Raw genomic sequence first — 14,906 nt, forward strand, 5'->3', positions numbered from 1 at the left:
TTTCAAGTTTGCTAAAATAAACATTCTACCCACAAAACGCTGTAGCACAGCCAGGTTAGGCAGTTAAAGTGCTGTTAATATAATTAAGAATTATTAATTACGTACTGTAAACTGATGTGGTAAATGGTCAAAATTCGTAATTCATAATTGAATAATTCGTAATTAACCCGGCGGCCCCAAGTTAATAAAGCCCTGCCATATTTATATCATCTTTTTTTATAACGTACCTTTGCGGCTGTAACAAATCATTACCTGACAATCACATATATAGTTATGAGCGATTTTGAGCAGCAATGGAACGGGGTTATTAACCAGTTAACCGAGCGTTTTGGTAAGAAGCCGAATATGGAAGCTATCCTGTTCCTGATAGGCATTCAGGAGCTGGGAAAACTGAAAAAGAAATATACCAAAGAGCAGAAACAGGACCTGATGCATGTTGCTACCTGCACCCTGTTAAGCCAAAGCGGCTATTACGAGCTGGACGGCTATGACCAAGACGGGTGGCCACATTTTAAGGAAGCAGCGCCTATTCCCAAGATGGGTATGGCCGAGCAGGAAAGATTTCTGCAGGAGCATATCATTGCGTATTTTGAGGAAGAGGGAGAAGAATGAACCATGCAACCCATTGTCATTAAACCAGTGGAACCCGAGATGCTGGATACCCTGGTGCAGCTGGAGCAGCAAACCTTTATGGAAACTTTTGGGCCTACCCACCAACCGGATGACCTGGCTGTTTTTATGCAGGAAAGAAAGGATGCTGCCACCCTGCGTGAGCAGCTGCTGCAGCCGGGCAGCCTGTATTACCTGCTTTACTATGATGAGAATGTAGCCGGTTTTTTAAAGCTGAACCTGGGCAAACAGCCGGATGATGCGGCGCATACGCAGCTGCCATCGCCCATAGAGCTGGAAAAGATCTATGTGCTGAAAGCTTACCAGGGGCATAAGCTGGGCAAAGCATTAATACAACATGCCTATACCATGGCCAGGGAGCACCAGGCAGCCACCATTTGGCTGGGTGTATGGGAGCACAATACCAAAGCCCTCCGCTTTTATGCATCAGAAGGTTTTGAAAAATTCGGCGAGCACACTTTTAAAGTAGGCCAGCAATCAGATACAGACTGGTTATTAAAAAAGAGCTGTTAATAATCTTATGAAAAAACTACTACTGCTATTACTGTTGCTATCCACCGGCTTTGGAGCCATGAGCAAACACCGCAAGGTAAAAGTAACTACCCCGTATGGCACCATGATCATTCAGCTGTATGATCAAACACCCCTGCACCGGAATAACTTTATTAAGCTGGCGAAAGCGCATTTTTATGACAGCATACTGTTTCACCGCGTAATAAAAGGCTTTATGATACAGGGTGGCGATCCGGAATCCAAACACGCGCAGCCCGGCGCTATGCTGGGTAACGGGGAGAACGGCTATACGGTGCCGGCAGAGTTCCGCCTGGACCTGTTTCACAAAAAAGGTGTGCTGGCCGCTGCGCGGGATGATAACCCGGCTAAGGCATCATCCGGCTGCCAGTTCTATATTGTGCAGGGCAAAAAGTGGACGGATGCGGAGCTGGACCAGCTGGAGCAGGGACGCCTGGGTGGCCGTAAAATACCGGTAGACCAGCGGGAGATCTACAAAACTATAGGCGGCACGCCGCAACTGGATCAGAGCTACACCATCTTTGGACAGGTAATAGCAGGGATGGAAGTGATCGATAAGATCGCAGACATGAAAACAGATGGGAACGACCGTCCCTTAACGGATGTACCCATGAAGATACGGCTGGTGAAAAAGTGGCTGCTGTTCTAACCGCATTGGAGAGTATTGTAATTTCCTTACTTTTACCGCCAAAATCAAACTAACTATGAACTTTCCGTCAAATCTGCGTTACACAAAAGATCATGAATGGATATTGCTGGAAGGCAATATAGCCACCATCGGTATCACTGAATTTGCGCAACGGGAATTAGGGGATATTGTATTTGTAGATATTCCTACTGTAGGCAAAGGCCTGAACGCAGAAGAAGTATTTGGCACCGTAGAAGCTGTGAAAACGGTTTCTGACCTGTTCCTGCCTGTTGCAGGCACTATCAATGAAGTAAACCAGGAGCTGGAAAACAGCCCGGAGCTGGTGAACTCTGACCCTTACGGTGAGGGCTGGATGGTAAAAATGACCGTTAAGAACCCTGCTGATGTAGAAGCCCTGCTGGATGCAGCAGCTTACCAGGCACTGGTGGGAGAATAATATTTATTTGCAGATGTGCAGCCAGGCAAATGTGCCAATAACGCCATTGCTCACCTGCACATCTGCATGCTTATACAGTGAACATCATCTATAAGACACAACAACTCATTTGCACATCTGCATACCTGCACATTCGTTTAACCATTCATGAAGACAATTCGTTATTACATTCCGGCTATTGTGTGGCTTTTTTTTATCCTGGTGATGTGTACATTGCCCGGCAAGGATATTCCTCATGAAGGCTGGATGGAGCGGATACATATGGATAAAATAGTGCACTTTGGCCTGTTTGGCGGTATGGTATTTTTCCTGTGCCTGGGAGTTTACTGGCATAAAGGCCGTTTTTCCGCAACCACCCTTTTTATGTTCGTAGTGTTTGCGGCCCTTTACGGCCTGTCTATTGAGTATATTCAAAAGTACATGACGGTAGACCGCAGCTTTGACATGACGGACGCGGCTGCAGATGCGCTGGGCGCTATTGCCGGTGTATGGATCTTCCGCCTGTTCCGGCGCTGGTTCCTGAAACCGGGTACCAATAACGCCATTAAATAATTCCTTTCTTCTTTAGCTTCAATATTACCAGCATTACCTTACCTGCTGCTATTTCCGTATCACTATTCCAGGAAAATGCCGCTGTAATTAAAAGCAGCAACGCTTAACAATTTCGTAATACGATTTAACCGTTCCCCTAAAAACAATAAGGCCCGACAGGTTTGCACCATCAGGCCTTATAAGAAATAAGTGATGTTATTTATTGCTTGCCAGCATCGTTCTTAGCTTCTGTTTTCATTTTTTCATTGGCATAGATCGCAAACTCTACGCGGCGGTTTTTAGCCCTGTTCTCTTCAGAATCATTAGGCACTTTAGGCTGGCTTTCACCATACCAGTAGGCCTGTACGCGGTTAGCGGCAATGCCCTGTGCTTTCAGGAAAGCAGCCACGTTATTAGCGCGCTTTTGAGACAGGGTCATGTTATACTCGTCGGTACCCTTATCGTCGGTATGCCCTTCTACCCGTACATAAGTATCCGGGTATTTGTTAAGCACCTGCGCCAGCTGTTTAATGTTATCCTGCGCAGTGGCTGAAAGATCTGTTTTATCAAAGCCAAACAGCACACCAGATGAGAAGGTAACGTTAATACCTTCGCCTACACGTTCTACGGTAGCATTGGGTACTTCTGTTTTAATTTCCTGTGCCTGCTTATCCATTTTTTTACCGATCAGCACACCGGCAGTACCACCTACTGCAGCGCCTATAATGGCACCCAGGGCAGTGTTACCTGCTGCTTTACCAATAGCGGCGCCAGTGGCTGCGCCACCGCCTACGCCAATAACGGCACCTTTTTTAGTATTGTCCATACCTTGCCAGGTGGAGCAGCCAAAAAGTACAGTGGCAGATAAGGCTATTGCTACAATTGCATTCAATTTTTTCATCGTACAATTTTTTAATTTTCTAAGGATTCTTGTATTGAGTTGCTGATTATTACCGGCTTGTTTTGCAGAAGCATTTAATGGGCCAGGTCATTTTGATTTGTTGTAAGGAACACCGGGCTTCCCCGGGGTGTCCGTTTTATGACAGAAGCTATATTTCAAATTCTTTGCCAAAGTCAAAAACCGTCACATTATTCCGCCGCCAAATTACTGGACATTACGGAAGTACAGACAATAAATTTTATACACATAACAGTTATGTGGATAATTAGCCTGGTATGACTACGGATTTTATCCCAGCAGATCTTTGAGCATGCCGCCCAAACCACCGCCGGAAGGCTGTTGCTGCTGTTGTTGTTTGGCGCCGTTGGAGAGTACGCCCATCAGGTCCTGCAGGTCTACATCACCATCACCATCCTTATCCAGCCCACCGGAAAGGCGGCCCAGTATGCCGGACAAATTGATGCCGGAGGCCTGCCCTCCGGTAAGGGAATTCAAAATACTTTGCAGGTTAAAGCTATGGTCGTTAGGATCGTTTGTTTTCTTTACCAGCGAGCCTAATACAGCAGGAATAAGGCTGCCGGCTATTTGCTGCGCGGTACCTGCAGGCAGGTTAAATTTTTCCAGCAAGGTACCTGCCAGGTTACCGGAGAGCTTGTTCACCACCGGGTTTTGCGGGTCTGTTGCCGAACCGGCGCCGCCCAGCAGGCTTACTACCTGGCTGGTATTGCCATTGGCCATTTCATCCTGCAGGCCGGATGCAATGGATTCAGTAGCAGCATGTATAACCGCCTCATTCTGCTCATTGGGCACAGCGGGATTATTTATAACCGCACTTTGTGCGTTTTCCTTAACGAGGTTTAAAAGTTGGTCCAGCATGGTGTATAGCTTTATGAGTTATTGTAATAAAACAGCTCCGGTGCTCAAATTGTTCGGCGGCGGGGATCTTTACATTCCACCTTGTTTCAGCTTTTCGGCGTTCTCTGCAAACTGCAGGGCTTCTATCATTTCCTGGATCTCTCCGTTCATAAAGGCATCCAGGTTATAGAGGGTCATGCCAATGCGGTGGTCCGTAATACGGCCCTGGGGGTAGTTGTAGGTACGTATTTTGGCGGAGCGGTCGCCGGTAGATACCAGGCTTTTACGCTGGGAGGCGATAGCCTCCTCATGCTTGCGCACAGCTGCTTCATAGATACGGGTACGCAGCATTTTCATGGCTATATCCCGGTTGGAATGCTGGCTGCGGCCCTCCTGGCATTCCACCACCGTTCCGGTAGGAATGTGCGTTAAGCGTACGGCCGATTCGGTTTTGTTTACGTGCTGCCCACCTGCGCCGGATGAACGGAAGGTGTCCATTTTAATATCGGCATCCCGTATTTCCACATCCACCTCATCGGCTTCGGGCAGTACGGCTACGGTAGCGGCAGAGGTATGTACACGCCCGGATGCTTCTGTAGCGGGTACCCGCTGTACGCGGTGTACGCCGGACTCAAATTTAAGGGTGCCATATACATCATCCCCGCTTACTTCTACCACGGCTTCTTTATAACCGCCTACTGCACCGGGGGTTTCACTCATCAGGTTGGCGCTCCAGCCCTTGTTCTCACAAAAGCGCAGGTACATGCGCAGCAGGTCGCCGGCAAAAAGGCTGGCCTCATCGCCGCCGGTACCACCCCGTATTTCCAGGATAGCGTTCCTTTCGTCCTGCGGGTCTTTGGGTATCAGCAGGTTGCGGATGGCTGCTTCCTGCTCCTCCTTCTGCTGGTGCAGGGATTCGGTTTCTTCCTTGGCCAGCTCGCGCATTTCATCATCGCCGCTTTCCAGCACTTCCTTATTAAAGGCCAGCGCATCCAGCAGCTTGCGGTAGGCGTCATAGGCCGTTACCACCTTTTCCAGCTGCCGGTATTCCTTACTCAGCTTGCTGAACTTCTTGTTATCACTTACTATTTCCGGATTGGTCAGGGCCAGCGACACCTGCTCAAACCGGCCTTTTATCGCGTCGAGTTTATCTATCATGTTTATCTTTGATGCCTTATTAGGCGGGCACAAAATTAACACCAATTCACTAAAATAGTACAAGGTATGTCCCAACCGGTTAAATTAAGCGGCACGGATCTGTTTAACGGAAGGCAATTTTTAGGCGCAAACAAGGTGCTGGTGCTGGATGAGCAAGGCACGGTGCTGGATATACTGAACCGGGCAGATGCCGGTGACGGTGTACAATTACTGGATGGCATGCTTTGCCCCGGTTTTGTAAATACCCACTGCCACCTGGAGCTGTCCCATATGCAGGGCGTAATACCGGAAAAAACCGGTTTACCCACATTCCTCACTACGGTAATGACGCAAAGAGGCACTTTTGCCGTTGACCCTACAACTGCCATGGAGGCCGCCGCAACGGCCATGTGGCAGGAGGGCATTGCAGCCGTGGGCGATATTTGCAATACTACCACTACACTGCCTTTGAAGCAAAACAGCCCCCTCTACTATCACTCCTTTATAGAGTGCATGGGCTTTATTCCGGCAGCTGCCAGCCAGCGGCTGGCTCAAAGCCAGGAGGTATACCAGCAGTTCCGGGCGCTGAACGGGCCCCGGCATAACAGCTCCCTGGTACCCCATGCCCCTTATTCCGTAAGCGCGGCTTTATTTGAGCTGCTGGCGGGGTTGGATAATAATACACCACTCAGCATCCATAACCAGGAATGTGCAGCTGAAAATGAGCTGTACCGGCATAAAACCGGTGCCTTCCTGGATTTTTACCAGCGCTTTGGTATGGACATCAGCGGGTTTACCGCCCCGCAAACCAGCAGCCTGCAGGCCTGCCTGCCTTATTTAGCCAATAGCCCCCTGCTGCTGGTACATAATACTTTTAGCGATGCGGCTGATATACAGGCGGCCCTGCAACGTACCCTGCCGGTATACTGGTGCCTGTGCCCTTTGGCCAACCTGTATATTGAAGGCCGCCTGCCGGATATAATGCTGCTGCGCCGCATGGGCGCTACCCTTACCCTGGGTACAGACAGCCTGGCTTCTAATCACCGGTTATCCATTTGGGCGGAGATACAGGCTATACGGGCGCAATTCCCGGAGATACCCCTTGCGGAGCTGTTAGAATGGGCTACGCTGAATGGCGCCAAGGCATTGGGTATTGAAGGGCGGTATGGAAGTTTTGAGCAGGGGAAGCAACCGGGGATAGTGGTGATCGGCGAGGAATGCAGAAGGATGGAATTAAAAATTAATAATTAAGAATTAAGGTGTAACAAAATATGCTCCTGACTAGGGATTCACCAGGACTTCACCAGGGAAAAACATGGGATTTAGTAGGGAAAGACATGAGAAACTCATGGGAAAGACATAAGAAAGCCCTGAAAAAGGCCCAAACTAAAAACTGCTTATCATTTTATTCCCAATAGCTCTAGCCACTAAACCCGGACCCGAATTGCGCACGGGTTGCAGCCGAATTGCGCAGCAATATCAGCCTCATTTTATACCACTTCTAATGTTGTTAATTATACCGCTCCTACCACTGTCCGATCTGGTGCAAAGCTAAACCCGGGATATATATACTTTTATACTATTATATTTGCAGCCTGAAATACTGTAACATGCAATCTTTCCTGGACCTGTTGATCTTAGGCAACCCTATACGCAGCTATATCATACTGGCAATAGTGCTGCTGGTAGTGTTTGCCGTTAAACGGTTCCTCTCCAAAGGCATCGCTTCCCTGGGTTTTAACCTGGTTAAACACCTGTCGCCCCAGATAGAAAGAAGGGAGCTGGCCCACCTGTTATTACGCCCGCTGGAATATTTCCTGTTGCTGCTGGCCTTTATGCTTACCATAGACCACTTCCGGTTTCCGCCGGAGCTGAATGTGACAGTGTACAATGGCTTTACGCTCAAGAACCTTACCAGCACGCTGATGCAGATCGCTTTTTGCGTGTGTATTTTATGGATCCTGCTGCGCCTCATTGATTTCATAGCGCTGATACTGGAAAAACAGGCCGACCTCACGGAAGATATGACGGATAACCAGTTCATTGTTTTCTTCCGGGACTTTTTCAAAGCCATTATTTCCATACTGGGTTTAATTGTGCTGATACGCATTTTATTCGGCTCTGAGCTGGTGAATAAGCTGATTGCAGGCCTGGGTATAGGTGCGGCAGCCCTGGCCTTGGCCGCCAAGGAAAGCATAGAGAACCTCATTGGCTCCTTCATCATTTTCTTTGATAAACCTTTCCGTGTAGGCGATAGCGTTAAAGTAGACAGCTACCAGGGTACCGTGGAAAAGATCGGCTTACGCAGTACCCGCATCCGCACCCTTGAAAAAACATTTGTAACCGTGCCTAATAAAAAGATGGTAGACAGTATCCTGGATAACCTGACCCTGCGCACACAACAGCGCGTGGCTATGAAGCTGGAGCTGCCTACAGAAACACCTTCCGATACCCTGCTGAAAATACTGCAGGATATCCAGGATATATTACGGAATAACAGCAGCGTGCTGCCCGGCTTTACCGTGAACCTGCATGATTTTAATAAAGATACTTACCTGGTGCAGGTGATCTATAATACCTATATTATAGAGGGGCTGCAATATGCGGCCCTGCGCGAAGCTGTGAACCTGGGCATTATCCGCGCGCTGGAACAGCGGGGCATAAAGCTGCCGAGTACGAGGATCGATGTGCAGCTGGGGAATTAATAATTAAGAATGAATAATTGGCGAGTGCGTGATGTAGGGCGTTCGGAAGATTGTTAGTGATGGCAGTACGCTATTTAATAAAAAAGTCCGGGTCAATGTGAAGTGATCCGGACTTTTTTTATGTAAGTTTTGTGAGGTGCACATTTGCACGCCTGCACATTATTTAATCATTGCCTTTATTTTTATCGCTGGTATCGTTCTTCAGCAGAATGCGGGAGATCTCAGCTTCTACCGATTCATTTACATCGCCGGAGATGCGGCCTATTTCCTTTCCTTCTTTCTGTATAATAAAGGTAGGTACTCTTTTCAGCTTATATTCCTGCGGAGCGCCGGTATCCAGCTTTTCATCTGCACCAAAGATCAGCATTTGTGTTTCCGGGCTGCCGGCCAGCACCATTACTTTATACAGCTTCGGGAACAGGTCGCGGCTTTGCGCATCCCAGGTACCTATCAGGGCCACTACATTAAATTTATCGCGGTTGGCTTTAATATAGTTCAGCATACTTTCATTGGGCTGGTATTTATTTACGCCGGTATAGAACCAGGCATAAGCACTGTCGCTGGTTAACGCTTTCAGATCCAGCTTGCCTTTCAGCACCTTACCGCCATTTTGCGCCTGGGCAAAAGCTGCAGCAAATAAGAATAAACCTCCCAGTAATAATGTTTTTAATCGCATAACCTTTTTTTATAATTGATCTTTGAGTTCTGTTAAGAAACCTCTTACTTTTAGCAAAGCCTGTACCATTTCAAAATTCCGGGCGGCTAACTTTTTATCTTCCTTTAGTTTTTGCTTGGCGCCTTCGATCGTATATTTTCTTTCCCGCAGCAGGTGATAGATCAGTTTCAGGTGGTGAATGTCCTCTTGCCGGAAAAGGCGGTCGCCTTTACGGTTCTTTTTAGGCTGCAGAATATCAAATTCATTTTCCCAGTAGCGGATCAGGGAAGTGTTTACACGGAACATGCCCGCTACTTCACTAATGGAGTAGTATTGTTTATCCAGCGTTATTTTGTCCAGCTCTTTGATCACGTCTGTATCCTCACTTACTTCCTTCAAAGATTTACGCCCGCGCTTTTTTTTCACCGGCGCAAGCGTAGCGGTTGTTACGGGTGCAGCGGTATTATGTTTTACAGCTGCGGCTACCCCTGCTTCGGGCGGTGTTGTTACTGCCTTCTCCACCGGTGGTGGAGCGGGTTCCAGGGAGCCAAAAAGGTCCAATTGGTGCATCATGGCAGAAAATCAATGTGACAAATATCCGTCAAGCTTTGCAATTACCATGCTATATTCTCAAATTCCGATGATTATCAGGTACTGCCGTCCGGTTTAAAGCTAGGCCAAATTAATCAAAAGACTGGTTACCCGAGCGGGCAATTTTTAACATGCGGTCAAATTCTTCTGGTGAAAGGTCGTTAAAGAAGAAATATACAGGGTCTACTTTTTCGCCGTTTTTCATTACTTCATAGTGGCAGTGGGGACCGGTAGATTTCCCGGTGCTGCCTACCCAGCCCAGTACATCGCCGCGTTTTACGGTTTGCCCGGCTTTTACCTTGGTACGCAGCATATGCCCGTACAGGGTTTTGTAGCCGTAACCATGGCGTACAACCACGTGGTTGCCGTAACCAACATCACTCAGGGCTGCTTCTTCAACCACCCCGTCGCCGGTTACATAAATGGGTGTGCCGCTGGGAGCGGAGAAATCCAGGCCGGCGTGGTACTTCACTGTTTTGTAAATGGGATCTATTCGGTATCCAAAGCCGGAGGCTATGCGCTTCAGGTCTTTATTGGCAACGGGTTGTATAGCCGGTATGGAGGCCAGCATTTTTTGTTTGTTCTTTACCAGCTCGTCTATTTCAGTGTAAGATTTTTCCTGGGATTTAATGCGGTTCAGCAGCTCTTTCAGCAATACTGCGGTACTGGCAATAATATCGTTGCTGGAAAAAGATTGCAGCTGGGCCAGTTCCTCGTCCTTTTCAATTTTACCGGCGCGGGTGCTGTCCGGTATGGGAGAGGCTTCAAAGATCACCCGGTATATTTCATTATCGCGCTGCTGTAATTCCGTTAGCTGGATCTTGGCTTCATTCATACGGTGCTGTAAGGCATCGTACTGCTCTTTCATATTGTCAATGTCGCGGCGCAGGGATTTTTCCTTGGGGGAATCCAGGAACCGGTAAGAAACGGACAGGAAGAGGACGCCGGTAACAATGGCGGCAGACACAAACCCCAGGATGCGGAGGATCTTTACCCGTACGGATACTACGAGCTTTTCATACTTAAGGGTTTGTGTATTGTAAAAGTATTTGACCTTCTTCATTGGACCAGGTTCGCTTTTAGCCAGGACTATGTCCTAACGTCATTCCTTCTTTTTTAGTGTAAAGGGCATCTCAAACTCATGGATAAAATGCTGCCGGCGGGTACTGCAGGGCTGATCCACCCCTCCCGGGATGGCTACCTTAATGCGTACTGCTCACAGCTTTTTTGAATAATGTTATAGGTTTCAATATTTTTGCACTCCCTTCAGCAAATCCACGGTTTAGCGGGCAAGGGGCGTGCAAACCTAATGGAATTAGACTACAATGGCAATCTTTTGAATGTCAATTTTCTAAGTCCCACTGCTTGGCTTAAAATACAAATTAAAGTCAAATTTAGGTCTAACACAATTTTATTTATACAATTTTAATTACATATCATCAGGCTATAATACTTATGACAGCATCCGAGATCCGACAGCAATTCCTGGACTTTTTTGCATCCAAAGGGCACCATATCGTGCCTTCTGCCCCTATTGTGGTAAAAAATGACCCTACCCTGTTATTTACCAATGCGGGCATGAACCAGTTCAAGGACTATTTTTTGGGTAACAAAACCTCCGCCTACGCGCGGGTGGCAGATACCCAGAAATGCCTGCGGGTAAGCGGCAAACATAACGACCTGGAAGAGGTGGGCATTGATACCTACCACCATACCATGTTTGAAATGCTGGGCAACTGGAGCTTTGGCGACTACTTTAAAGAAGAAGCCATTGCCTGGAGCTGGGAGCTGCTGGCCGATATCTATAAGATACCAAAAGACCGCCTGTATGTGACTGTTTTTGAGGGAGATCCCAAAGAAAACCTGCCCAAAGACGAAGATGCTTATAACTTCTGGAAACGGCATATTGCCGAAGACCGCATACTGCTGGGCAATAAAAAAGATAACTTCTGGGAAATGGGCGATACCGGCCCCTGTGGCCCCTGCTCCGAAATTCATGTGGACTGCCGCCCGGATGCCGAAAGGCAGCAGGTGGATGGGCGTACCCTCGTAAATGCCGACCACCCGCAGGTGATAGAGATCTGGAACAACGTGTTCATGCAGTTCAACCGCCTGAAGAACGGCAGCCTGGAACCGCTGCCTGCCAAACATGTGGATACCGGTATGGGCCTGGAACGCCTGGTACGCGTGCTGCAGGGTAAAACCTCCAACTACGATACGGACCTGTTCATGGGTACCATCCATGCTACGGAAAAACTTACCGGGCATACCTATAAGGGCACAGATGAAAAGCGCGATGTGGCTTTCCGCGTAATAGCCGATCACCTGCGCGCCATTTGTTTTACCATTGCTGATGGGCAGCTGCCTTCCAATACCGGCGCCGGTTATGTAATACGCCGCATTTTGCGCAGGGCCGTACGTTATTATTATTCTTTTCTGGATGCTAAAAAACCTTTGTTGCATGAGCTGGTGCCTGTGCTGGCGCAGCAATTTGCGCACGTGTTCCCCGAGCTGCAGCAACAGCTGGATTTTGTGAAGAAGGTAGTATTTGAGGAGGAGAATAACTTTTTAAGAACGCTGGACAGCGGCATTAAGCGCATGGAAGATGTGGCAAAAGCCGCCAGCAATAAAGTAGTTGACGGTAGAGCCGCTTTTGAGCTATATGATACCTACGGCTTTCCCTTTGACCTTACCAGCCTGATTGCTACTGAGAACGGGCTTACCGTGGATGAAAAAGGTTTTGAGGCTGCTATGCTGGAGCAGAAGAACCGCTCCCGTGCCGCCACTGAGCTGGATATGGGCGACTGGGTAGTGCTGGACGAAGTACCGGCTACCACCTTTGTAGGCTATGAGCTGCTGGAAAATACCACCCGGGTTACCAAGTACCGTAAAATAAAGGCCAAAGGCAAAGAGCAGTACCAGCTGGTACTGGAACAAACGCCTTTCTATGCTGAAAGCGGCGGCCAGGTAGGCGATACCGGCCTGCTGTACTTTGATGGCGAAGCTATTGCGGTTACTGATACCAAAAAGGAAAATGACCTCATTGTTCATTTTACAGATAACCTGCCGGCTAATATAGCCGTTGCCGTTAAAGCGGTAATAGCTAAGGATAAACGGAAGGATACTGCCCGCCACCACTCCGCTACACACCTGCTACACGCGGCATTACGCCAGGTGCTTGGTACGCACGTGGCCCAAAAGGGATCGCTGGTGAATGCGGATTACCTGCGTTTCGACTTCTCTCACTTTGCCAAGGTAACAGACGAAGAGCTGGCCCGCATAGAGGATATTGTAAATGAAAAGATCCGCCAGAATATTCCCGTTATCATTAAGGAAATGGGTAAGGAAGAAGCCATGCAATCCGGCGCTATGGCCCTGTTTGGCGAAAAGTACGGAGATGTGGTACGTGTAGTGATCATGGACCCCGCTTATTCTGTTGAGCTTTGCGGCGGCACCCACGTAGGCGCTACCGGTGAGCTGGGCCTCTTTAAATTCTTAGCGGAAAGTGCGGTGGCTGCCGGCGTACGCCGTATAGAAGCCGTAACGGGCGCTAAAGCCCTGGCTTTTGTAAATGAGCAGCTGCAACAGCTGAAAGATATTAAAGGTGCGCTGAAAGGGCCTAAAGATACCCTTAAAGCGGTTGAAACCCTGGTGCAGGACAAAGCCGGGCTGGAAAAACAGCTGGCCCAGCTGGAACTGGAAAAAGTGAATGCCCTGGCAGCGGAGCTGAAACAGCAGATAGCCTCTGTTAATGGGGTTAACTTCATTGGCCAGGTAGTAAGCCTGACCAATGCCGAAGGCCTGAAACAATTGGGCACCGCGCTTAAAAGTATTGATAACCACGTAATAGTGCTGGCAGCTAATATTGGCGGAAAAGCCAGTGTGGCCCTGCTGATAGCTGATAACCTGGTAGCTGCCAAAGGATGGGATGCCACCAGGATCATTAAGGAGCAGGTAGCGCCACTGATCAAAGGCGGTGGCGGCGGGCAAAAATCTTTTGCTACAGCCGGCGGCCAGGAAGTTGGGAAACTGCAGGAAGTGGTGGATAAAGTGAGGGGGGTGTTGGGATAGGAATTAATGGATTAAGAATAAGCAGGCCCGCGTAAGACGAAAGTTTTATGCGGGTTTTGTTTTACCTTATTTTTAACATTCCCTTCACTTCCCCTTCCAATCTTTTAACTTTTCCTTGTTACCTGCACCCTTTAAATTTGTCATATAAAATCTGAATTGAAAATGGGCAAGTTACTCCAAACACTGACCCTCGCAGGATTTGCCTGCTACACACTTACAACAGCGCTCACCGTACAGGCGCAGGATACCACTCCCGGCAAAAAGAACGATAAGCTGGGCGAATATGATGAGATCATCATCAAACGTAAAAACAACCAGGACGGAAAAGTAACGGTTGAGATCAAAGATGGAGAAGTATGGGTAGATGGTAAAAAGCTGGAAGACTACGACGGTGATATTTCCGTGTACAAGCGTAAAATTACGCCGGTAGACGGGAATGCTTTCCCTTTCGGGAACCAGCACCGCGGCCTGCAGTTCTTTAATAACGATGAGGATAATGATAACGACAATGGCATGGAGATCCGCGGTGGTAAAGCACTGCTGGGTGTGATCACGGAAAAGAAAGAAGCCGCCGGTGTAACGGTACGGGAAGTATCTAAAGGCAGCCCGGCCGCAAAAGCAGGCATACAACAGGGAGATGTTATTACTGCAGTAGACGCTGATAAGATCCGGGAACCGCAGGACCTGTTTGAAAAAATAGGCGCACATGATCCCGGCGATAAAGTAACGGTTACTTACCTGCGTAATAAAAAAGAAAACAAAGTTAGCGTTACGCTGGATGAGCGCAAAGGCGCCAACATCTTCAACTTTGCACCACCTAACTCCGGTGGCGGTAATGATAATTATTTCCGTTTCCGGCCACGCGGCCGCCAGCCATTTGGCAATGACTTTAGCTGGTTCAATGATGATAACAGCAACAGCACCCGCCTGGGTTTGTCTGTACAGGATACGGAGAATGGCGATGGCGCCCGTGTACTGAATGTAAGCGAAGGCTCCGCCGCTGACAAAGCAGGTTTTAAACAGGATGATATTATTACGGAAATAGCCGGCGAGGCCATTACCTCCGCCAAAGATGTAGTAAATACCTACCAGGAAAATAAAGAGAAGGGCACTATAACGGCAAAGGTTAAACGTAACAATAAAACGGAAACGCTTTCCATCAGCATTCCTAAAAAATTAAATAAAGCAGACCTGTAAGTGAAGATGAAAATGCG

At 48.2% G+C, this 14,906-nt stretch carries 15 protein-coding genes; 9 read left to right on the forward strand and 6 right to left on the reverse strand.

The annotated features are described in order from the left end of the window. Window positions 1-273 precede the first annotated feature (273 nt). From BMZ54_RS02885 to BMZ54_RS02905, 5 genes are all read left to right on the forward strand, one after another. Window positions 274-612, forward strand: coding sequence for a hypothetical protein (locus BMZ54_RS02885; RefSeq protein WP_089906636.1), 339 nt, complete (start codon window positions 274-276; stop codon window positions 610-612). Between the two features lie 3 nt (window positions 613-615). Next, complete coding sequence (locus BMZ54_RS02890; protein WP_089906637.1) at window positions 616-1,143, forward strand: GNAT family N-acetyltransferase; 528 nt, start codon at window positions 616-618, stop codon at window positions 1,141-1,143. Between the two features lie 7 nt (window positions 1,144-1,150). Further along, entirely contained in the window at window positions 1,151-1,810 is a 660-nt protein-coding gene (locus BMZ54_RS02895; protein ID WP_089906638.1) for a peptidylprolyl isomerase, read from the forward strand. 55 nt (window positions 1,811-1,865) lie between these two features. Beyond that, entirely contained in the window at window positions 1,866-2,246 is a 381-nt protein-coding gene (gene gcvH / locus BMZ54_RS02900) for a glycine cleavage system protein GcvH (protein WP_089906639.1), read from the forward strand. A 147-nt stretch (window positions 2,247-2,393) separates the two neighbouring features. Beyond that, the gene (locus BMZ54_RS02905; RefSeq protein ID WP_089906640.1) at window positions 2,394-2,798 is read left to right on the forward strand and encodes a VanZ family protein; all 405 of its coding nucleotides are present in this window, start codon (window positions 2,394-2,396) and stop codon (window positions 2,796-2,798) included. 199 nt (window positions 2,799-2,997) lie between these two features. Here BMZ54_RS02905 and BMZ54_RS02910 read toward each other — a convergent pair whose 3' ends face one another. The 3 genes from BMZ54_RS02910 to prfA form a co-directional block, all read right to left on the reverse strand. After that, the gene (locus BMZ54_RS02910; RefSeq protein ID WP_089906641.1) at window positions 2,998-3,678 is read right to left on the reverse strand and encodes a YiaD family glycine zipper/OmpA-like lipoprotein; all 681 of its coding nucleotides are present in this window, start codon (window positions 3,676-3,678) and stop codon (window positions 2,998-3,000) included. A gap of 288 nt (window positions 3,679-3,966) precedes the next feature. After that, window positions 3,967-4,554 carry a hypothetical protein gene (locus BMZ54_RS02915; RefSeq protein ID WP_089906642.1) on the reverse strand — a complete coding sequence of 196 codons (588 nt, stop codon included), beginning with the start codon at window positions 4,552-4,554 and terminating at the stop codon, window positions 3,967-3,969. A gap of 69 nt (window positions 4,555-4,623) precedes the next feature. Continuing rightward, window positions 4,624-5,691: a peptide chain release factor 1 gene (gene prfA / locus BMZ54_RS02920; RefSeq protein ID WP_089906643.1), complete on the reverse strand. Its 1,068-nt coding sequence runs from the start codon at window positions 5,689-5,691 to the stop codon at window positions 4,624-4,626. Between the two features lie 66 nt (window positions 5,692-5,757). Here prfA and BMZ54_RS02925 point away from each other — a divergent pair, with 66 nt between their 5' ends. Both BMZ54_RS02925 and BMZ54_RS02930 read left to right on the forward strand, forming a co-directional pair. Further along, a complete protein-coding gene (locus BMZ54_RS02925; RefSeq protein ID WP_089906644.1) occupies window positions 5,758-6,921 on the forward strand; it encodes an amidohydrolase family protein in 1,164 nt (387 codons plus the stop codon). A 359-nt stretch (window positions 6,922-7,280) separates the two neighbouring features. Further along, a complete protein-coding gene (locus BMZ54_RS02930; RefSeq protein WP_089906645.1) occupies window positions 7,281-8,375 on the forward strand; it encodes a mechanosensitive ion channel family protein in 1,095 nt (364 codons plus the stop codon). 163 nt (window positions 8,376-8,538) lie between these two features. Here BMZ54_RS02930 and BMZ54_RS02935 read toward each other — a convergent pair whose 3' ends face one another. The 3 genes from BMZ54_RS02935 to BMZ54_RS02945 all read right to left on the reverse strand — a co-directional run bounded on the left by BMZ54_RS02935 (window position 8,539) and on the right by BMZ54_RS02945 (window position 10,684). Further along, on the reverse strand, window positions 8,539-9,051 hold the full coding sequence (locus BMZ54_RS02935; protein ID WP_089906646.1) for a thioredoxin domain-containing protein: 513 nt from the start codon (window positions 9,049-9,051) through the stop codon (window positions 8,539-8,541). Between the two features lie 9 nt (window positions 9,052-9,060). Then, window positions 9,061-9,603: a MerR family transcriptional regulator gene (locus BMZ54_RS02940; RefSeq protein WP_238386471.1), complete on the reverse strand. Its 543-nt coding sequence runs from the start codon at window positions 9,601-9,603 to the stop codon at window positions 9,061-9,063. Between the two features lie 109 nt (window positions 9,604-9,712). Then, complete coding sequence (locus BMZ54_RS02945) at window positions 9,713-10,684, reverse strand: M23 family metallopeptidase (protein WP_089906647.1); 972 nt, start codon at window positions 10,682-10,684, stop codon at window positions 9,713-9,715. A 392-nt stretch (window positions 10,685-11,076) separates the two neighbouring features. Between BMZ54_RS02945 and alaS the strand changes: the two genes are divergently transcribed. Both alaS and BMZ54_RS02955 read left to right on the forward strand, forming a co-directional pair. Further along, the gene (alaS, locus tag BMZ54_RS02950) at window positions 11,077-13,692 is read left to right on the forward strand and encodes an alanine--tRNA ligase (protein ID WP_089906648.1); all 2,616 of its coding nucleotides are present in this window, start codon (window positions 11,077-11,079) and stop codon (window positions 13,690-13,692) included. A 162-nt stretch (window positions 13,693-13,854) separates the two neighbouring features. Further along, on the forward strand, window positions 13,855-14,889 hold the full coding sequence (locus tag BMZ54_RS02955; protein WP_089906649.1) for a PDZ domain-containing protein: 1,035 nt from the start codon (window positions 13,855-13,857) through the stop codon (window positions 14,887-14,889). The last annotated feature ends 17 nt before the right edge of the window (window positions 14,890-14,906 follow it).

It is taken from the genome of Chitinophaga rupis, from assembly GCF_900109685.1.
GTDB classification, from domain to species: Bacteria; Bacteroidota; Bacteroidia; order Chitinophagales; family Chitinophagaceae; genus Chitinophaga; species Chitinophaga rupis.